Source organism: Bradyrhizobium sp. C-145 (genome assembly GCF_023375135.1).
GTDB lineage: Bacteria > Pseudomonadota > Alphaproteobacteria > Rhizobiales > Xanthobacteraceae > Bradyrhizobium > Bradyrhizobium zhanjiangense.
Genome location: NZ_CP088150.1, coordinates 6,732,939 through 6,750,743, shown reverse-complemented (window position 1 = coordinate 6,750,743; position 17,805 = coordinate 6,732,939). Strand labels below are relative to the sequence as shown.

General features: G+C 58.9%; 19 protein-coding genes and 5 pseudogenes. 21 read left to right on the top strand and 3 right to left on the bottom strand.

What is annotated here, in order from left to right; translation table 11 throughout:
• The first annotated feature begins 274 nt into the window (after window positions 1–274).
• The 7 genes from LRP30_RS31785 to LRP30_RS31755 all read left to right on the top strand — a co-directional run bounded on the left by LRP30_RS31785 (window position 275) and on the right by LRP30_RS31755 (window position 5,884).
• Window positions 275–1,054: an SDR family NAD(P)-dependent oxidoreductase gene (locus tag LRP30_RS31785; protein WP_249757354.1), complete on the top strand. Its 780-nt coding sequence runs from the start codon at window positions 275–277 to the stop codon at window positions 1,052–1,054.
• 194 nt (window positions 1,055–1,248) lie between these two features.
• Complete coding sequence (locus LRP30_RS31780; RefSeq protein ID WP_249757353.1) at window positions 1,249–1,470, top strand: hypothetical protein; 222 nt, start codon at window positions 1,249–1,251, stop codon at window positions 1,468–1,470.
• Window positions 1,471–1,527: 57 nt separating this feature from the next.
• Window positions 1,528–3,990 (top strand): alpha-ketoacid dehydrogenase subunit alpha/beta, encoded by a 2,463-nt coding sequence (locus tag LRP30_RS31775; RefSeq protein WP_249757352.1) that lies wholly within the window; start codon window positions 1,528–1,530, stop codon window positions 3,988–3,990.
• 22 nt (window positions 3,991–4,012) lie between these two features.
• Complete coding sequence (locus LRP30_RS31770) at window positions 4,013–4,249, top strand: lipoyl domain-containing protein (protein ID WP_249757351.1); 237 nt, start codon at window positions 4,013–4,015, stop codon at window positions 4,247–4,249.
• Window positions 4,246–5,019, top strand: coding sequence for an alpha/beta fold hydrolase (locus LRP30_RS31765; RefSeq protein ID WP_249757350.1), 774 nt, complete (start codon window positions 4,246–4,248; stop codon window positions 5,017–5,019). The genes LRP30_RS31770 and LRP30_RS31765 overlap by 4 nt, the downstream gene beginning before the upstream one ends.
• Window positions 5,020–5,232: 213 nt before the next feature.
• A complete protein-coding gene (locus LRP30_RS45075; RefSeq protein WP_256477632.1) occupies window positions 5,233–5,385 on the top strand; it encodes an SDR family NAD(P)-dependent oxidoreductase in 153 nt (50 codons plus the stop codon).
• 244 nt (window positions 5,386–5,629) lie between these two features.
• Window positions 5,630–5,884, top strand: coding sequence for a hypothetical protein (locus LRP30_RS31755; RefSeq protein WP_249757349.1), 255 nt, complete (start codon window positions 5,630–5,632; stop codon window positions 5,882–5,884).
• Between the two features lie 93 nt (window positions 5,885–5,977).
• Here the strand turns inward: LRP30_RS31755 and LRP30_RS31750 are convergent, their stop codons facing one another.
• Window positions 5,978–6,280 carry a hypothetical protein gene (locus tag LRP30_RS31750; protein ID WP_249757348.1) on the bottom strand — a complete coding sequence of 101 codons (303 nt, stop codon included), beginning with the start codon at window positions 6,278–6,280 and terminating at the stop codon, window positions 5,978–5,980.
• 267 nt (window positions 6,281–6,547) lie between these two features.
• Here LRP30_RS31750 and LRP30_RS31745 point away from each other — a divergent pair, with 267 nt between their 5' ends.
• Window positions 6,548–7,396, top strand: a complete 849-nt coding sequence (locus LRP30_RS31745; protein ID WP_249757347.1) for an amidohydrolase family protein — start codon at window positions 6,548–6,550, stop codon at window positions 7,394–7,396.
• Window positions 7,397–7,636: 240 nt separating this feature from the next.
• Window positions 7,637–8,002: a hypothetical protein gene (locus tag LRP30_RS31740; RefSeq protein WP_249757346.1), complete on the top strand. Its 366-nt coding sequence runs from the start codon at window positions 7,637–7,639 to the stop codon at window positions 8,000–8,002.
• 195 nt (window positions 8,003–8,197) lie between these two features.
• Here the strand turns inward: LRP30_RS31740 and LRP30_RS31735 are convergent, their stop codons facing one another.
• A complete protein-coding gene (locus LRP30_RS31735; RefSeq protein ID WP_249757345.1) occupies window positions 8,198–8,866 on the bottom strand; it encodes a TetR/AcrR family transcriptional regulator in 669 nt (222 codons plus the stop codon).
• Between the two features lie 259 nt (window positions 8,867–9,125).
• Between LRP30_RS31735 and LRP30_RS31730 the strand changes: the two genes are divergently transcribed.
• From LRP30_RS31730 to LRP30_RS31700, 7 genes and pseudogenes are all read left to right on the top strand, one after another.
• Window positions 9,126–9,920: an enoyl-CoA hydratase-related protein gene (locus tag LRP30_RS31730; protein WP_249757344.1), complete on the top strand. Its 795-nt coding sequence runs from the start codon at window positions 9,126–9,128 to the stop codon at window positions 9,918–9,920.
• Complete coding sequence (locus LRP30_RS31725) at window positions 9,877–11,196, top strand: acyl-CoA dehydrogenase family protein (protein WP_249757343.1); 1,320 nt, start codon at window positions 9,877–9,879, stop codon at window positions 11,194–11,196. The genes LRP30_RS31730 and LRP30_RS31725 overlap by 44 nt, the downstream gene beginning before the upstream one ends.
• Window positions 11,180–11,326: a hypothetical protein gene (locus LRP30_RS31720; RefSeq protein WP_249757342.1), complete on the top strand. Its 147-nt coding sequence runs from the start codon at window positions 11,180–11,182 to the stop codon at window positions 11,324–11,326. The genes LRP30_RS31725 and LRP30_RS31720 overlap by 17 nt, the downstream gene beginning before the upstream one ends.
• Window positions 11,263–11,946, top strand: coding sequence for an SDR family oxidoreductase (locus tag LRP30_RS31715; protein WP_249761874.1), 684 nt, complete (start codon window positions 11,263–11,265; stop codon window positions 11,944–11,946). Before LRP30_RS31720 ends, LRP30_RS31715 begins: the two co-directional genes overlap by 64 nt.
• Before the next feature lie 65 nt (window positions 11,947–12,011).
• Window positions 12,012–12,212, top strand: coding sequence for an acyl-CoA dehydrogenase family protein (locus LRP30_RS31710; protein ID WP_249757341.1), 201 nt, complete (start codon window positions 12,012–12,014; stop codon window positions 12,210–12,212).
• A gap of 15 nt (window positions 12,213–12,227) precedes the next feature.
• Window positions 12,228–12,596 (top strand): acyl-CoA dehydrogenase family protein, encoded by a 369-nt coding sequence (locus LRP30_RS31705; protein WP_249761873.1) that lies wholly within the window; start codon window positions 12,228–12,230, stop codon window positions 12,594–12,596.
• Between the two features lie 101 nt (window positions 12,597–12,697).
• Window positions 12,698–12,865: pseudogene (locus LRP30_RS31700) on the top strand (transposase); the annotation flags it as partial.
• Here LRP30_RS31700 and LRP30_RS31695 read toward each other — a convergent pair.
• Window positions 12,849–13,701, bottom strand: a pseudogene (locus LRP30_RS31695) (helix-turn-helix domain-containing protein); the annotation flags it as partial. The pseudogenes LRP30_RS31700 and LRP30_RS31695 overlap by 17 nt on opposite strands.
• Before the next feature lie 46 nt (window positions 13,702–13,747).
• Here LRP30_RS31695 and LRP30_RS31690 point away from each other — a divergent pair.
• From LRP30_RS31690 to LRP30_RS31670, 5 genes and pseudogenes are all read left to right on the top strand, one after another.
• A pseudogene (locus LRP30_RS31690) lies at window positions 13,748–14,016 on the top strand (IS3 family transposase); the annotation flags it as partial.
• Between the two features lie 17 nt (window positions 14,017–14,033).
• Window positions 14,034–14,764 (top strand): annotated as a pseudogene (locus tag LRP30_RS31685) (IS5/IS1182 family transposase); the annotation flags it as partial.
• A 667-nt stretch (window positions 14,765–15,431) separates the two neighbouring features.
• Window positions 15,432–15,548, top strand: a pseudogene (locus LRP30_RS31680) (peroxiredoxin); the annotation flags it as partial.
• Between the two features lie 219 nt (window positions 15,549–15,767).
• Window positions 15,768–16,784 (top strand): thiamine pyrophosphate-dependent dehydrogenase E1 component subunit alpha, encoded by a 1,017-nt coding sequence (locus LRP30_RS31675; RefSeq protein WP_249757340.1) that lies wholly within the window; start codon window positions 15,768–15,770, stop codon window positions 16,782–16,784.
• A 5-nt stretch (window positions 16,785–16,789) separates the two neighbouring features.
• Complete coding sequence (locus tag LRP30_RS31670; protein WP_249757339.1) at window positions 16,790–17,785, top strand: alpha-ketoacid dehydrogenase subunit beta; 996 nt, start codon at window positions 16,790–16,792, stop codon at window positions 17,783–17,785.
• The last annotated feature ends 20 nt before the right edge of the window (window positions 17,786–17,805 follow it).

The following is a 17,805-nucleotide window of genomic DNA, read 5'->3' as shown; positions in this document are numbered from 1 at the left end:
GCTCCAGAAGTCGCAAAATCTGTTGCACCTGAATGTCAAACCATCTTCGCTGCATATGGGTACGTAAAGGACTTTGACTCGGAGCACTACGTGCGCAACGCGCTTCTGCTGCCAATCGTCGGAGGGTCATCACCAGTGCAGCGCAACAACATCTTCAAATTGTCGAAATTGTCCGCGTGGCATGGCGCGATCGACTTCGAAACCGAACGAAATGACGCGGGATGTACCCCGGCGCGGAGCGCAACAAGCTGCCGCGCGCTGCACAGGAGGAACTATGACGGAAGCCGCTGACGAGCCAGTGCAGGGCGCACACGATTTCCGGGGGCGCGTCGTGGTCGTCACCGGTGCCGCCAGTGGGATCGGCCTTGCCTGCTGCGATGAGCTTTTGCGGCGAGGTGCAGCGGTCGTCGGCGCTGACCTGAACGCGCCTGCCTTTTCAACGCCGTCCTACCATCACCTGCGATGCGATCTGGCCGCGGAAGCCGACGTCGTGGAGCTTTTCGAGCGCGTCATGGCAATCCACGGTCGTGTGGATGCGCTGATCAACAGCGCTGGAATCCTGGAGCCGTTGCAACGCACGGTCGATCAGACGGTCGCCGACTGGGATCGCGTGATCTCAGTTAACGCTCGAGGCATATTCCTGTGCTGTCGGGAGGCAGGTCGAAGGATGCTGGCGCGCCGCAGCGGCGCCATTGTCAACATCGGTTCGGTGGCCGGTCTGCTCGGCATGCCCGCTTCCAATGCCTACGGACCGAGCAAGGCAGCCGTTGCACACATGACTCGCAGCTTGGCATGCGAGTGGGCCCGCTTCAGCATACGGGTGAACTGCCTTGCCCCAGGATATGTGGACGCCCCAATGTCTGTGGAACTATTCAGCGGCCATGTGGATGCCTTGACTGGCGCGCTCAAGCGCGTGCCGATGGGTCGCCTTGGCACGGCGGAAGAGATCGCCCAAGTCGCACTCTTCCTCTGCTCTCCGGTGGCCAGCTACGTGACCGGCGCCGTGATCCCGGTCGACGGCGGTTGGCTGGCATTCGGGGGCCCGTCGCGCTAGCCACTGGGAGCAATTCATGAACTTCTTGCTCTGCATCGGATCGTTTCCCTTCGGCGTTGCCCCCCACGAAAAATCCATCGATCGCACAAGCTGACCCCAGTGAGACGTGATCGCTGGATTGGTGCCAACGCTGAACCAAAGGGCGCTCTCTATTTCGCTAGACCAAGCGCGGTACGTGACAGATGATTCTCAACATGCACAAACCAATCGCGAAGCCCGCTGTGCGCTTCAAATCCAAGCTGGTTGACCACTCCAACGCTCGCATCGCGATCGATGCGCTGAAGACGGCCCAGTCGGCCGGCATCGACGTCGGCGAGATTCCGCGCCTCGACATCCTCTCTAATTCGACCCTGAGTAAACAAGATACCCCTTATCGGTTGGCATCACGGCAGTCGAGATCGAGTGCATGGTCCTGACGCGGCCCGCTGCGGGATGGAATGGGCCAATAAAAGTTTATGCCCTAAGAGATCAAGATGCCCAAACAAATCTACATTGATCCAGATCTATTCAAGGTGCGCGGAGCGTTAGCGGCGCCATCAATTCCCATCCATGCGTACGAATCGGCGTTGCCGGACGAACGAGAGCGATTCGGAGACGCGGGACTCGTTCAGATGCTGCGTGACATGATGCTCGTGCGAGAGTTCGAAAGCTGCGTCGGTTCGCTCAGGGCGAAAGGCTCGTTTGGTGGGATTGACTGTCCCTACAAGGGCCCGGCGCACACGTCCATTGGTCAGGAGGCGACTTCAGTGGGTCAAGCGGCGTCGCTCGAACCCTGTGACCATATTTTCGGGCACCACCGCAGCCACGGTGAATTCATCGCGAAAGGCGTTTCCACGATCCGCAAGCTTCCCGAGACTTCGACTCTCGACATGATGGAAAAGTGGCGCGGCGGAACGCTGCTTCGCTTGGTGGAGGAGCATTTCCGCGCGTCCGACGTCATACGTACAGGGGAGAATTTTCTTCTTCTGGGATTGCTGGGCGAGCTCCTGTCGCGTTCGCAAGGTTTCAACAACGGGATGGGCGGCTCGATGCACGCGTTTTTCACGCCACTCGGGATTTTTCCGAACAATGCCATTGTCGGGGCATCGGCGGGCCTTGCAACTGGAGCAGCGCTGCGCATGAAGCTCGCCAGGACGGGCGCCATCGCCGTCGCGAATGCCGGTGACGGAGCGACAGGTTGTGGACCCGTGTGGGAGGCAATTAATTTCGCCGCGATGGCGCAATACGAGACGCTGTGGGACGAGGCGATGCAAGGCGGGCTGCCCGTCCTCTTCTGCTTCCACAACAATTTTTATGCCATGGGCAGCCAAGCGATCGGAGAGACGACGGGACGAGACCGGCTCTCGAGGCTCGCCATGGGTATCAATAAGCATGCTATGCATGCGGAGACTGTCGACGGAACGAATGTGCTCGCGGTCGCTGACGCGGTCAAGAGGAAGCGCGAGCTTCTATCGCAGGGCAAAGGCCCTGTTCTGCTGGACCTCGAGTGTTACCGCAGCGTCGGTCACACAACGTTTGACCCCGATACCTATCGCACGAATGAAGAGATCAAGGCATGGGAAGCGCACGACCCTATCCTATTGCTTTCGAGTCGCCTGAAGACCGCGGGACTCACCACCGACGATGACATCGCGACGATGCGCGAGGATGTCGCGTCGCAAGTGCACACCGCTCTGAAGATCGCGGCAAACTCATCGCTGATGCCACCGGTTGATCTGGCCAAAGATCCGCTGCTGATAGGAGAGATTACGTTCTCAAATCAGGAAATCGAACTTCCGACGACGCTTGCTCCGTTGTTGAAGCCTGTTCAGGATCTAGTCCGCTCTCAGCAGGATGCAAAGAAAAGCCGGTACGGATGCGCCGGGGACGGTTCGAAGTTATCGGCACTGCGCGCGATCACCTATCGCGATGCGCTCTTCGAGTCGATCCTGCACCACATGACTCACGACGAGAGCCTCGTCGCGTACGGTGAGGAGTGTCGCGAATGGGGTGGTGCTTACGGCGTTTATCGCGGTCTGGCTGAACTGATCCCGAATCATCGGTTGTTTACCACCCCCATAGCGGAAGCCTCAATCATTGCAACCGCTGTGGGCTACGCAATGGAGGGTGGCCGAGCCTTGGTCGAACTGATGTACGCCGACTTTCTCGGCCGGGCGGGCGATGAGGTATTTAACCAATTGGCCAAGTGGCAGGCGATGTCCGGCGGCGTACTGCAGCTGCCTGTGGTAGTGCGTTGCATGGTGGGTGCATCTTATGGTGCGCAGCACAGTCAAGACTGGTCCGGTCTTTGCGCCGCGGTTCCTGGACTTAAGGTTCTCTATCCGGCTACACCGTATGACGCAAAGGGGCTAATGGCGTCTGCGCTTGCAAGCAACGATCCGGTCGTTTTTTTTGAACATGAGCGTCTTTACGGTCGGGTCGAGCAGTTGCACATGACGGGGGTGCCTGCGGACTATTATCGCATCCCCATCGGTGAGCCAGATTGCAAGCGCGCGGGCAGCGATTTGACCATTCTGACAGTCGGACCTTCGCTTTACGCAGCATTGTTAGCGGCAGACGAGCTGCAAGCCAACTACCAGATTTCTGCCGAAGTGATCGACGCGCGGTGTCTCGTGCCGTTCAACTATGACGTCGTACTCGCCTCTGTAAAGAAGACGAAGAAGATCGTGCTCGTGTCCGAGGCGTCGGAGAGGGGAAGTTTCCTGAACACCCTGGCCGCAAACATCACTCGGTTGGCTTATAGCGATCTTTCTGCCGCTCCATGCGTATTGGGCTCTCCGAATTGGCTCATGCCTGGCGGCGAGATGGGAGCGATGTACTGGCCACAAGTCCACGATATCGTTGACGTTGTGACGGGTGAGTTGTTCCCCTCCGGAGGTCGTCGAGCCAGTTCATTGAGACGGAATTTGGCCGAACTCGGCAGGATGGGCCTTTGAGTCGCATTGATAAGGACAAAGAATGCAAACGCCAGTCGTGCTGCAGACTCTCGGAAACGATATCGAGGAAGCGGAGGTAAATGAGTGGCTCAAATCGGAAGGCGATTGGGTCACGCAGGGCGAAGTTCTCATTCTGATCGCAACGCCAAAAGTTTCACTGGAGGTTGAGGCGCCCGTAACCGGAAGACTCGTCAAGATCTGTGCGAGTGCGGGCGAGCTTGCAGCAGTGGGTTCAACTCTCGGGATCATCGAATCTTGAGCGAGGAACTGCGTTTGCACCGAGTGGGCGGAGTAGGTTCCGATGTCCTCTTGCTGCACGGATTCGGCGCTGATCGGATGTCGTGGCTCGCGAATCAGTACGAACTTTCGCAAGTCGCGAATGTCCACGCCTGTGATCTGCCCGCTCATGGAGACCAACCTGCTCTGTGCGGGGAAGTCGAACTGTCGGATATCGCCAACGCGGTGATCGGGGGCCTTGAGTCTCTCCGGCGGAGTTGCGTTCTCGTAGGCCACTCGCTCGGCGGGTCAATAGCGGTTGAAGTGGCGGCGAGGTGCCCGCAGCTCGTTTCGGGACTCGCGCTGCTTTCGCCAGCAGGCCTCGGGAACGGAGTGGACCAAGACTTCCTTGAGCGTTTTCCCGATCTCTCGGACAGGGATCCCGCTCTTGCGATGCTTCGTCGCCTTGTGGTGCGACCGCGGCTTATCGCGCCATCCGTGGCTGACCGTCTTCTGCAACACCTTGCGCAACCGGCCATTCGTCCGGCGCTGCGGACAATTGCCCGCAAGCTCGTTCAGGTGGACGTTTCGCTTCAGCCGCACCTGGCGGCAGTTGTCGCGAGCAGCGTTCCGCGGCTGGTTATCTGGGGAGAACAAGATGGGATTAACCAGATCCACCGCGCAAAACTTGCCGAGTTTGGTGGACAAGTCGTCTCGTTGCCCGAGACAGGCCACCTGCCTCATATCGAATCAAGCAAAGCTGTCAACGACGCTCTCACTAACTTTTTGAACATCGTTGGCGAAAAGCGATAGCGCATGCAGGCACCGCAGGTTAAGCTCTGCGGTCACCCACCCGAACACATATGGGAAAAACCACAGTTATTGAAGCAATCAGCTCTACGAAGACTAAGGACTCCCGCGCGCAGGGACGCGAGGCCAATGCTTGCCTTGACAAAAGCGCCTCCAAGGCAACAACATCAATGGCAAGGGCGGCCGGGGACGGCTGTCCTGACTGGGGAGCGCTAGGTGCAAGGACAACTTTCACTGAAGGTTGCGCTGCTCACCGGCGGCGCTTCAGGCATCGGCCAGGCAATTTCAGAACTGCTGGCGCGAGAGGGATCCTCCGTCGTTATTGGGCGGCTTTCAACTTGCTACGGCGCTTGCCAAGCAGAACTGTGAGGCTGTCTTTCTCCCGCTGGACGTTATTAACGAGCAGCACTTCCAAGACGTCATCGGTGAAATCGACCGGAGATTTGGAAGACTTGACATCCTCGTAGCCAACGCCGACGTCGCGATCAGGGTCCCGCGGAGCCGGGCCAGCCCGCCGGCATCCACTACGAGAACGTGCCGGGATGCCTGGAGGTGAGCGCGCACGGCATCATCGGCATGGGCTCGGTAGATCAAGGCCGAGGACATCCCGGAGTTGATTCGTGACCACCTTGACACGGGCTTCGGCGCATCGGGGTTCGTGGAACACGGATCGCCCTATGCGCACATTCATATCATGGGCTCGAGCCCCACGCGGACCATCTGCGGTCACCTGATCGAAGGTTCATTCACCGTCACCCAGTATTTCGAGCTGATCATCGCGAAGGTTTTCGGAGCGGTCGTAAAAGCGACGTACGACAGCCGCGGCTATCCGGACGGCTACAGCCACGAGCTCGTCCAGGAGCGTTGACCGCGAAGGCCGCACGAACGAGCAGGCCGCGGTGCGGCGCCTCAATGCCCGACAAGGGCCACGCGAGGCGACGCGGAATGGAGCACGACGCGCTCAGTCCGCAACGTGAAGATATATTGCCGTGATCCTGCTGCGAGTGTCGTAGCCGACCGCAGCGCAGTCCTTGCGCAGGATCTGAACCGAGGGCCTGTCATGGTGCGTGGCCAATGAGGATTCACTCTCGAAGTGCTCGAACGCGTGCGACTTGGTCGAATCGTCGCGGTCCTTCGGGATCTTGAAGTCTAGAGCGCGACCGGGCACTTCCTTCTGGGACCGGTCAGCGTACGCCAGGAATACTGGCATCACCTTTTCTCTCTGTTCGGTATTGTCGAAGTTGGCGGTCGCAAATTTCAGCAAGATTTGACTCCTGGTTGATCAGTGCGAATGGTGGCGTCGCGCTTGATCGTAATAACGGCGCATCTGTCGGCTCGGCTGAAGAATTTCATCCTTGCGTAGCGTGAAATGGCGGAAATTCGGCAAGCAACGCCGCTATGATTTTCGCTGAGCTTCACATCGCAACTGCTCTCAGGAACGTTGAACGGGTGAGAAGGTTCATCTGCGCGTGGCGAGCGATTGCTAGTTTTCTCCAATTCATTTGTTCGTATCAGCCGAAAGTAAGTGGTGATGGATATTGTTGACTCACAGGTGCACGTCTTCCACAAGCACACCGAGCAAGAGGCGCTCGCCGCAATGGACGCCCTCGGCATCACCGGCGTCTTGATCGACGAAATGTGGGCATTTGGACCAAACGGGACCTTGCCGCCTGAAAAGGAGCTGCCCAACGGAGCGGTCCGGCCGCTTACTCCTCTGTCCCAGGCGGCGGCACTAAAATTTCCCCACCGATTCTCGTTGCTGCAGCGGGTCAGCCGGGAAGATCCCGATCTGCCCGCGCTGTTCGCAATGCTCGGTGCCACGCCAGGTTGTCGAGCGGTCCGGCTTAATTGTCTGCCTAGACTTGAGCAAATCGCGCTAGCCGAAGGCGGCCATGATGAAGTGTTGAAACTCGCTCGACGGTATGAGTTTCCTGTATTTGTCATCATTCCTGGAGGGGGGCCCGAAGCTATGCGCAAGATTTGCCGCAAATTTTCAGACGTGCAATTCATTCTCGATCACTGTGGTCGTACAGAGTCGTCGAGCCAGTGGGATGACGTCCTCACACTGAGCGACTGCCCGAACCTTGCGATGAAGTGGTGTCATCCTCACCATTACTTCAAGGACGCTGGACCATATCCGTTTCCTGGTCACCGCGTCCAATTGGGGCGCGCAGTCGAGTCATTCGGCGTTAATCGCCTTATGTGGGCGAGCGACATCAGCGCCGACGGCGGTGGTGTCTCCTGGGCCGAATTACTTTTTACTATCCGCGACAATCCTTCGCTCAGCTTGAACGACAAGGAGTGGCTCCTCGGAAAAACCGCGCGTACCGTTCTTAAGTGGGACGCATCGCCCGCTCACACAAACTCGCCTCAGGCCTAGTTCGACGGAAAGGGTGTGTCGGAGGCAGAAGCTGTTCCCGACTTTTTCTTCCAGTGTCTGGATCTGACGACTCAGGGTCGGTTGCGTGAGGCATTTCCTGGGCCGCCGCGCTGAAGTTGAGGTGCCGCGCCACGGCCTCGAAGTCGCGCAGCTGGCCGGCCGGAATCGGCCGCGTGCGCAATTGGGTCCGTGTATCACGCATCAAAGCTCAAGTACGCAACTCAATTCAGTGGAGACAGAATGAGTTTCAGGTCCGCTATCCGCGCATTCAAGTGCGGCCTCGCCGCACTTGGGCTCTTCGCCACACTGGCATTCGCGCAAAGCGCTCAGAAGGTCATCACTGCAGGTGACATCACTTCCTCCCCCCATACGCCTAAAGGACCAACAGACCGTGAGTTCAGCGGCTTGAATCGCGACAGTTTTGAAGCGATGGCAACAAAGATGGGCTTGGCGGTCAAATGGGAATTCTTCAACGGGACCGACATGACGAGCCTCGCCCCTCTGAAGACAGGCCGGGTCGACGTCTATGCCGGCGGCGCGATTCTTGGTCGCCCTGCACGGCGCGCGCAGGGCGTGAATTTTGTCGACTTCGTGTATGAGCCGTAGATCTTGTACGTACTCAAGTCGAATGAGAGCCTCACCAAGACCCCGTAGGCGCTGTGTGGCAGGCGGGTCGCCACGTTCCGCGGCAACGCCGGAACGGCTTTGGTCGTCAACAGGTGGAGCGAAGAGGTGTGTGCGAAGGCAGGGAGACCAGCGCTGGTCCAAGTCGAGATCGACGGCGGCACTCCTCCCGACGCTCTACTTCAGTCCGTCGCGCACCAGCTTCATGTAAGTTTGAATCACCTTCTCGGGAAGCGATCGCGCCGTCGATTTGCCCTTCACGTATCGAAGGTAAAGGTAGCTCCGGGCCGCCATGAAGACATACGCGAGCGTCTCCAATTCGTCTCGATCAAAGCGCTTGACCTGCCCTGCGTTACGCGCTCGCTCCAGCGATTCGACATAACGGTCAGTTAGGACCTTGAAGTGCTTGCTGTGTGCCACCGGAGCCGCAATCTCGGCCTCATTGAGTATCCGGAAAAAGCCCGGGTTTTCCTTTAAGTACTGGAAGAAGGCGCGGAAGCCACGCTCTTCCACGTCGTAGATGTCCATTGCTCCGGTCACGCGGTCATGGATCAAACGTAGCATGTCTTGACCGACGTGGGGGAGCAACTCGTCAAATAGCGCCTGTCGAGAATCGAAGTATAGATAGAACGTCCCCTGCGCAATCCCGGCAGCTTCCGTGATGCGTGTGATCGATGCGTCAGCGTATCCGTGCTGCCCCACCACCTTGCTGGCTGCCGCAAATATCGCCTGCCGGGCCTCAGCGGCCCGCTCTTCCCGCGACAGCCTCTTACGTTTGCGCGGAATGGCGGCCCCTTCGCCTTGCTCCACGTCAATGTAAGCGGTCCGTGTGCGGTGATCTTTCATGGGTTGCTGCGGCACTAGGCAATGGGTCAGAAGGGCAACGCACGCGGGATGCTGTCGAGTCTCGCCAGTTTCGGTTGTACACGAACGTTGGGTCGACCAAGCAGGCGGGATCGACACATTCCTACGAGGCTACAGAACCTGCTCAGCGGCCGCAATACAGTCGATGGGCATTATATATGACTTGGCAGTCACTGAACGTTGACTCACCAACCATCAAGCCCCATAATGCACGAACACGCTTCTGCGACACGGAATTTCCATGACATTCATTGACTACGAGACCCTACTGATCGAGCGTCGAGGTCGCGTTCTCGAGATCACCCTGAACCGGCCCGAAAAGCTGAACGCAGTGGACGAGAAGATGCACGCCGAGCTCGCGAGGGTCTTTGTCGATGTGTCGAACGACCCCGACAGCGACATTGCCGTGCTCACCGGCGCCGGGCGGTCCTTCTCGTCAGGCGGCGATATCGAGTGGATGCAGAAAATGATCGACAACCCGGCTTCGTTCGAGAAGACCGCGCGCGAGGGCAAGCAGATAGTCTTCTCGCTGCTGGACTGCGAAAAGCCAGTCATTGCGAAGCTGAACGGCCACGCGACCGGACTCGGTGCAACGATCGCGTTGTTCTGCGATGTGATCTTCGCGTCCGAGAACGCGAAGATCGGAGATCCGCATGTCAGCGTCGGCTTTGTTGCCGGCGATGGCGGGGCGGTGATCTGGCCTCAGCTGATCGGCTATGCGCGGGCGAAGGAATACCTGATGACCGGTGACCTGATGCTGGCGACTGAGGCCGCTCGCATTGGGCTGATCAACCATGCGGTGCCCGCAGCGCAGCTGGACGAGCGCGTGAGACAATTCGCGGACAGGCTCGCCGCCGGTGCGACGAAGGCGATTCGGTGGAGCAAGATGTCCGCGAACATCGGCCTCAAACAGCTCGCGCATTCGATCATGGATGCGTCCCTGGCCTTCGAAGCAATGTCCAACACAACGAGTGACCATCAGGAAGCCGTGAATGCATTTCGAGAGAAGCGCGCCGCCGTCTTCACGGGACGCTGAACTCCTTACCAACTCATGGACTTCACTGAACCGGACCGCATCCGCCAGTTACGCGGCACGCTGGAGCGCTTCGTTGAGAGGGAAATGCCCAGGATCGCTGCGGCGCAATGGGACAAGGAAAATCACTTTCGCCGAACTTGCGGCCTTGGGTGTGATGGGGCTCACGGTCCCCGAGAAATATGGCGGCGCTAGCCGTGACATCCTCGGCACCATGGTCGTGATCGAGGAGCTGTCGCGTCGCAGCCTGGCGGTCGCGGTGCCCTACATCATGGCTGCCAGCTATGCGGGGATGAACCTCGTCGAGTGCGCCACAGAGGATCAGAAGCGCGAGTTGCTGGCGCGTGTGGCGAGCGGCTCGCTCATGTTCGCATACGGTTGGACCGAGCCCAACGCCGGCGCGGACTTGGCCAGCGTCACGACCCGTGCCAAACGTGTACAAGATAAGGTCCGCATCAACGGCACCAAGCGCTTCTGCTCTGGCGCGGCGATTGCTGACTACATCTATGCCCTTGTGCGCACTGGCCCCAAGGACGTGCGCTACAAGAACCTGTCGCTCATACTCGTGCCGCCGACCGCCGTGGGCATCACGATCACGCCGATCGAGAGCCTCGGAATGAAGGGTGCTGCGACGACCGACGTCACGGTCGTCGACGTCGAAGTTCCATTCACAAACGTGATTGGAGCGGAGGCAGGGCTGGAACAATGGCTGGTCGATGGTGATGGGCTCTGGGCTCGGTGTGGAGAAGCTGGAGGTCGCCGCCATGGGAGTGGGCATAGCCGGCGCCGCGCTGAAGACGCTTGGAGCTACGCTCTTGAGCGCGTCCAGTTCGGAAAGGCGATATCCAACTATCAGTCCATTCAGCACAAGCTCGCCGAGATGAAGACGCAGCTTCACGCCGCGCGGCTCGTGCTCTACCACGCGGCTTGGCTGGCGAACCAGCACCAGCGCTGTGGAGTTGAGACGTCCATGGCAAAGCTGTTCGCTCCAGAAGTAGCGAAGTCCGTTGCGCTCGAATGCCAAACAATCTTCGGTGCTTACGGGTACGTGAAGAACTTTGACTCGGAGCGGGACGTGCGCGGCGCGCTTTTGCTGCCCATCATCGAACGGTCGTGGGCAGTGCAGCGCAACAACATATTCAAGTGGTCGAAATTGGCCGCGTGGCATGGCGCGATCGACTTCGAAACCGAACGACATGACGCGGGATGGATCCCGGCCCGGCGGACCGCAAGAAGCTGCCGCGCGCCACACAGGAGCAACCATGACGGAAGCCGCTGACGAGCCAGTGCAGGGTGCACACGATTTCCGGCGCGCGTCGCGGTCGTCACCGGTGCCGCCAGTGGGATCGGCCTTGCCTGCTGCGATGAGCTTTTACGGCGAGGTGCAGCGGTCGTCGGCGCTGACCTGAACGCGCCTGCCTTTTCAACACCGTCCTACCATCACCTGCGATGCGATCTGGCCGCGGAGGCCGACGTCGTGGAGCTTTTCGAGCGCGTCATGGCAATCCACGGTCGTGTGGATGCGCCGATCAACAACGCTGGAATCCTGGAGCCGTTGCAACGCACGGTCGATCAGACGGTCGCCGACTGGGATCGCGTGATCTCAGTTAACGCTCGAGGCATATTCCTGTGCTGTCGGGAGGCAGGTCGAAGGATGCTGGCGCGCCGCAGCGGCGCCATTGTCAACATCGGTTCGGTGGCCGGTCTGCTCGGCATGCCCGCTTCCAATGCCTACGGACCGAGCAAGGCAGCCGTTGCACACACGACTCGCAGCTTGGCATGCGAGTGGGCCCGCTTCAGCATACGGGTGAACTGCCTTGCCCCAGGATATGTGGACGCCCCAATGTCTGCGGGCGATGCGGATGCCTTGGCTCGCGCGCTCAAGCGCGTGCCGATGGATCGCCTTGGCACGGCGGAAGAGATCGCCCAAGTCGCACTCTTCCTCTGCTCTCCGGTGGCCAGCTACGTGACCGGCGCCGTGACATCGGTCGATGGCGGCTGCCTGGCATTCGGGGGCGCGTCGCGCTAGCCACTGGGAGCAATTCATGAACTTCTTGCTAACAGACGAGCAACAATGGTTCCAGGACATGTGGTGTGGCCGAGTTCTGGCACAACGAAGTGGCCCCGGACGCTGAGGAACGGCACCGCACAGGCAAATTTCCCGTTGACCTCTTCGGAAAACTCGCAGATCTTGGTGTGCCCGCGATTCCGCACGACCCGACTTACGACGGATTGGGGCTCGGCACGCTCGACATGATCATTGCACTTGAGCAAATCGCCCGCGTAGATCAATAGCTGGCCGTGACCACCATGGTGAACGCTGTCTCCGGCCTGGCGCTCTCGCGATTTGGGAATGCAAAGCTCAAAGAGCAATGGCTGCTAGACGTCGTCGCCGGATGCAAGTTCTGCTCACTAGCTGGTACAGAGCAGCAGGCCGGGTCCGACACTGCCGGATCAAAGACATGCGCACGCGATTTGCAGGACAGCTCGTGGTCGATCCACGGCGAAAAGGCGTTCATCACGAACCCCGGGACCGACATCAGCTTGTTCACGATGGTGATGGCAATTGACAGTGCGACCGACGCAGCAAAGAAGTCGTTCTCTCTATTTCACGTGCCGATAGGCACTACAGGGTACGAGATTGGCTCCTCTTACCGAAAGATGGGATGGCGGTCTTAAGATACGCATCCTCTCTATTTCAACGACTGCCGAGTCGGCTCCGAGTCGTTCATCGGCGAGAGAGACCAAGGCGGCACATAACTCACAAGGCATTTCGGAAAGCGATGCTGCGCGTGCACCTGATGCAGAACTGGTTTGCGCTATCGGACCCGTCAATGGAAGAAACCCTGTATGAGATCGCTTCGTTGCGCAACTTCGCGGGGCTCAAACTTAGTGAGCCGATTCCCGACGAGACGACGATCCTGAACCTTCCGGCACTGCTCGATCGGCCGCTTCAGCGGGGCGCTCACTGATCATGATCTCCGGCGAGACAAAGCCCTTACCTCGCCTGCGTACGCGTGCTCTGGGCATCCGTAACACACGCCCTGTTCGCAAGCAGGCCGTCAGTTCGCGGCGTAGCGCCCCGCGGCCCTGAACGAAGAGAGCTTGATAGATCGCTTCGTGGCTGATGCGCATCGTCTTGTCGTCCGGGAAGTCGATCGGCAAGCGTCGGGCAATCTGCTCAGGGCTCCAGGCTTTGGCCCATCGCCGATCCTTGCGCGGCCCATGCCGGCGGCCCTTCCACGGAACGGCCGGGACCAGGAACCGGAGTGCCGCTCGGAGCCACGACGACACCGGCAAGTGCGCAAGGTGGTGTTGAGCGCAAGCTTGGTCAGCTTCGGACGACGGGCCGATCGATCTGCATGCCACTGGGCAGTCGTCGCTCGGTACTCCAACCCGCCGCTGCGGGTGGCCGCATTGCGCCGCAGTTCACGGGAGATTGTCGAGGCAGCCCGCCCGAGGCGGCGCCCAATCTCCTGTATGGAATGGCCCTGCACCTTGAGGAGTGCGATCTCCTCGCGCTCTACCAATGAGAGGTACCGCCCAGAGAGCGGCTTGGCCGAAGATCTGAACATCGCTGGTGGCATGCCGCCCGCCTTTCGGAACCATCTGGTTCCGACAGGTTGCGACACTCCGGCTTCGAGCGCAGCCTCTTCGCTGCTCAGCCACTGGCGATCGCCCGCCAGAATCGATTTTGTTCATCGCGCCCTGCAGTAGACGGTCGTCCTGGCGACGGTAATGGCGCTCGTCCTGACCGTGCCGATCGCCGCTTTCGAATGCTCATCGCAACCTCCAACTCCAGAGTGTTGCGACGACCGCTTGAATCCGCCCAATATGCCTCGGCGGATTACCGCAAGCTGATGCAATCCGCTGGCCTCAGGACGTCGATGAGCCGCAAGGGCGACTGCTACGACAATGCTCCGATGGAGAGCTTCTTTCACACGCTCAAGACGGAACTCGTCCACCACAGGCACTATGCAACACGGGCAGACGCCACACGGGATATCTTTGCCTATGTCGAGGGTTCTATAATCGAACTCGTCGTCACTCCGCCATCGGCTACATCAGCCCGATCGAGATGGAGCTAAAAGCAGCTTAACCTGTCCATTTTTTCGGGGGAAGATCATCCGCAACATCCGCCGCATGATTGATGGCAATGCGGTGCTGGAAGCTCGTTTCGGCCCGCTGCTCGGTTTAGCGCAGCAGGTGCGCAGCCAGGATCAGCATCAGTATAGCGCGACAATCTGGGTGGGAAGCACTGTCACCCTGATTGCCGCGCGGCAATCAGCGCGATCCGAAGGTCTATGCGTTACATGCCCCTGAGGTCGAGTGCATCGGCAAGGTGAAAGCCCGCGCACCTTACGAGTTCGGCTGCAGGTCATTATTGCCACCCCCGTGACGTCTCCGAAGGGTGGACAGTTCGTGCTCCATGCCAAGGCCCTGCATGGCAATCCCTTCGACGGGCACACGCTCGGCCCTGTGACCACCGACATGGAGAAGCTCACCGGTGTGTGGAAGCTCGCCGAATCCACGTCGACAAAGGGTATCGCGGCCACAACCACCCGCATCGGTTCAGAGTCTGGATCTCGGGTCAGGTCCGCCGCGTCATGGCTTCCGTCCGCTGCGAGATGAAGCGTCGCGCGGCTGTCGAGCCCGTCATCGGCCACGTCAAGGCCGAGCATCGCATGGACCGCAACTATCTCAAGGGGCGCCTCGGCGACCGCATCAACGCTGTCCTCGCCGCCGCCGGCTACAACTTCGGCTTGCTCCTGCGATGGTTGGCAGAGTTCTTGTGCGTCACTATCCGCGCGTTCCTCGATACCTTCCCAGCTGAAAACATCGCTTGAGCCGGGCGCCGCGCTGGTTCTTCACGGACGACTAATTATCGTTTCTTACTTCAGGGGTGCAGTCCAACTTTGTGCCCGCAACTAGCAGTCCGGCAGCCACGCCAGCCGCACACTGCTCCATGATCCCGAGGTCAAGAAAATAAGTCCGATAGTCCGCTTCTAACCGCATCAGAAGATCTGGCGCTGCCGCGTTTTAGTGATATCTGCGGGCGGCTTCACCGTGTAGAGCGCAATGCGCGGATCGCGCATTGGCGAAGAGCGGCTAGTAATCGGCGCCGGCCCGGCCGGATCGAAGACGGCGCTTCATCTGGCGCCGGAACCGGTCGTTCCTCTTCTAAGACTTCATTTGGGACCGACGTTTGCAGCGAGCTCTTTTAGCGCGCCTTACCGCATAGGCCGGCGGGCGGCCCAATCGAGACTTGCTCCTTTTCCGACATTCTTGTTCAGCGTCGGACAAAAAGAAGGTTTGCGGATTTCTTCAGGCGACGCTTCGTCGCTGCGAAAAGTCCTGTGATTGCATAGCTCAAGTCCACTGGCACGGCGCTTGCTCCAGTTCCTCTGGAGCGCAGAGACAGTCGCAAGGCCGCACGTAAGACCAATGTTGATACCAGCGAAGCTTCATACAATCAAAAGGAGACCCTTCTACGAGCAAAAAGGACATGCTGGCGCCAAAGACAATCTCGGCTTCGGCATGCGCCGTTGGCGCTACGCCACTCTTAGAGCAGTGGTCAAGGAGGAAGGTTTCTCCGGTAACTGGGAAATCGATCCCCACTCGTCGCCGTAAAACCGCTCAAAGCCATTAACGCTAAGGCGCAAAGCAGCCAATTCTCGTCAATCCGATTGCCACTGCCAGCCATCCGGCTCAATAGCTTGTCGGCAAGACCTTTGTTCGGATTTTGAGACAATCAGGAAAGTGGATGAATTATACGCGATCAATCTACAGGACCTGCGCTCTGCCATCCCGGATGGCATCTTTACTTGAACATTGGAGCAACTTTGGATCATGCCGTTGAACCGTGATCAGAAATTAGAAGTTTATCGGCGGATGCTGCGCATCCGTCGATTCGAAGAAGAGGGTATGCGCCAGTTCAATGCTGGCAGCATCCCTGGAGCATTCCACCCCAGCGTCGGGCAGGAAGCCGCTATCGTGGGGGCATGTATCGCCCTTCGGGACGATGACGCCATGACGGGAACGCATCGTTCGCACGGCCATCCAATTGGGAAGGGTGCGCATCTGGACGCGCTCATGGCTGAGCTGATGGGAAAGGAGGGCGGCATCTGCAAGGGGCGCGGTGGTTCAATGCACTTTGCGGACAGATCGGTCGGGATCATCAGCGAATCGGCCATCGTTGGTGGGGGCATTCCTCTTGCCACAGGGTGCGCGTTCAGTGCCAGGGTGCGGGGCATCGATCAGGTTACTCTTTGCTTCTTCGGCGATGGAGCGGTGAACCAGGGCACCTTCCATGAGAGTCTCAACATGGCGGCGCTGTGGAAGCTGCCGGTGATCTATTTTTGTGAGAACAACGGCTATGCATTTTCTATCTCGGTAGCGCAAAGCCACGGGCAGCCGGACATCGCGTTGCGGGCGGTGGGCTACGGGATGCCAGGGTTGACCGTCGACGGACAGGACGTGAGCGCCGTCTACGAAGCTGCCGCGCAGGCGGTCACACGAGCGCGCATTGGCGAGGGGCCTACTCTTATAGTAGCTGACACTTATCGGTTTTTTGAGCACAGTTTCGGCTTGTCGAGCTCGCGGCGGCCCTACCGACCACGCGAAGAGGTCGAGAGGTACAAGCGCGACCGCGATCCAATTGCACTCTATCGCAGCGAGTTGCTTAGACAGGGCATCGGTGAAAATAGTCTAACGGCAATTGAAGGAGAAGTCGTCGAATCGGTCAAGCGGGCTGTACAGTTTGCTTTGTCCAGCCCCGCGCCTCGTCCAGACACTTTTGCAGACTACATGTTCAACTCGCCACTTTCGGCACATTACGGCTCTGTCGCTGAGCTGGAGAGGAATTAGTCGACATGCAAACTGATGCCCAGAAATTTGCTGCGCCGCGCCGCGCCTATGTTCACATGACTTATCTTGAAGCGATCATGCAGGCCCAGATGGAGGAAATGGAGCGTGATGAGCGCGTCATCCTCATGGGAGAGGACATTTCGGTATATGGCGGCCACAAACTTGTCGAGCGATTTGGAAATAGAATTTGGAACACACCGATTTCAGAAGGCAGTTTTACCGGCGTCGGGATTGGCGCTGCCATCAACGGGTTGCGCCCGATCGTAAACCTGACATTTGCGAGCTTCGTTTATCTGGCCTCCGATCAGATCATCAATCAGGCTTCAAAACTGCGATACATGACAGGTGGTCAGATCGACGTTCCGCTTGTGGTTCGTTCATTTATGTCGATGAACTCATTGGCGGCCCAGCACTCTGACCGACCCTATACGTTCTTTATGAACGTGCCGGGCCTTAAGATCGTTAGCCCGACCAGCGCCGCCGATATCAAGGGACTTATGAAGTCGGCCATTCGCGACGGCGATCCTGTACTCGTCTTCGAAGATGCCCGCCTGTGGCCGCTCAGGGGAGACGTGCCCACCGATCCGGAGCACATAATTCCGATTGGCAAGGCCGATGTGAAGCGCGAGGGAAGAGACGTAACTCTTATCGCTATTGCCGACGCCATTCGACCGACGATGGAAGCTGTCGACGCGCTCGCCGAGGAAGGTATTTTGGTCGAAGTCATCGACCCACGTACGTTGAAGCCACTCGATCATGAGGCGTTCAAACAATCGGTTGCGAAGACCGGAAAGCTTGTGATCGTTGAGAACGCTCACCCCGTTTGCAGCGTCGGAAGTGAGATCGCAGCGGTGATGGCGGAAGAGGCTTTCGATCTATTGAAGCAACCCATCCTGCGCCTGAGCGCTCCGGACGTTCACGTGCCCTTCAGTCCGGCCCTCGAGAAGAACTTTTACCCGACGAAAGAGCGCATTATCGCAACCGTACGGCGGCTACTCTGACACCCTCGAAGACTCTGAAT

Coding starts and splice junctions, on each gene's coding strand:
- LRP30_RS31785 (WP_249757354.1), top strand. CDS start 275: ATGACGGAAGCCGCTGACGAGCCAGTGCAGGGCGCACACGATTTCCGG.
- LRP30_RS31780 (WP_249757353.1), top strand. CDS start 1,249: ATGCACAAACCAATCGCGAAGCCCGCTGTGCGCTTCAAATCCAAGCTG.
- LRP30_RS31775 (WP_249757352.1), top strand. CDS start 1,528: ATGCCCAAACAAATCTACATTGATCCAGATCTATTCAAGGTGCGCGGA.
- LRP30_RS31770 (WP_249757351.1), top strand. CDS start 4,013: ATGCAAACGCCAGTCGTGCTGCAGACTCTCGGAAACGATATCGAGGAA.
- LRP30_RS31745 (WP_249757347.1), top strand. CDS start 6,548: ATGGATATTGTTGACTCACAGGTGCACGTCTTCCACAAGCACACCGAG.
- LRP30_RS31740 (WP_249757346.1), top strand. CDS start 7,637: ATGAGTTTCAGGTCCGCTATCCGCGCATTCAAGTGCGGCCTCGCCGCA.
- LRP30_RS31735 (WP_249757345.1), bottom strand. CDS start 8,866: ATGAAAGATCACCGCACACGGACCGCTTACATTGACGTGGAGCAAGGC.
- LRP30_RS31730 (WP_249757344.1), top strand. CDS start 9,126: ATGACATTCATTGACTACGAGACCCTACTGATCGAGCGTCGAGGTCGC.
- LRP30_RS31725 (WP_249757343.1), top strand. CDS start 9,877: ATGCATTTCGAGAGAAGCGCGCCGCCGTCTTCACGGGACGCTGAACTC.
- LRP30_RS31720 (WP_249757342.1), top strand. CDS start 11,180: ATGACGGAAGCCGCTGACGAGCCAGTGCAGGGTGCACACGATTTCCGG.
- LRP30_RS31705 (WP_249761873.1), top strand. CDS start 12,228: ATGGTGAACGCTGTCTCCGGCCTGGCGCTCTCGCGATTTGGGAATGCA.
- LRP30_RS31675 (WP_249757340.1), top strand. CDS start 15,768: ATGCCGTTGAACCGTGATCAGAAATTAGAAGTTTATCGGCGGATGCTG.
- LRP30_RS31670 (WP_249757339.1), top strand. CDS start 16,790: ATGCAAACTGATGCCCAGAAATTTGCTGCGCCGCGCCGCGCCTATGTT.